General features: G+C 67.1%; 1 pseudogene. It reads right to left on the reverse strand.

The features are described from left to right. Nucleotides 1–252, reverse strand: a pseudogene (locus IA22_RS0133835) (transposase); the annotation flags it as partial.

Genomic DNA, 252 nt, shown 5'->3' on the forward strand with positions numbered 1-252 from the left:
TCCACGGGGCTCGGACCTGTGAGTTCGCCCCCTTTTTAGCCCTCACGTGAGCGGAGTCGAGCACGGCCCGGGACAGGTCCAGCAGGCCGGCGTCGTCCATGCGGTGCAGGATCTCCTCGTGCAGCCGGCCCCAGACACCAGCCCTGGACCAGGTCAAGAACCTGCGGTGGGCCGTCGACTTCGATATCCCGAAGCACGGCGGCAACGCCCGCCAAGCGCAACCGCTGACCAGCACGTAGATGATCGCAGCGA

Source organism: Kitasatospora papulosa (assembly GCF_000717245.1).
In the GTDB taxonomy this organism is placed as follows: domain Bacteria; phylum Actinomycetota; class Actinomycetes; order Streptomycetales; family Streptomycetaceae; genus Streptomyces; species Streptomyces papulosus.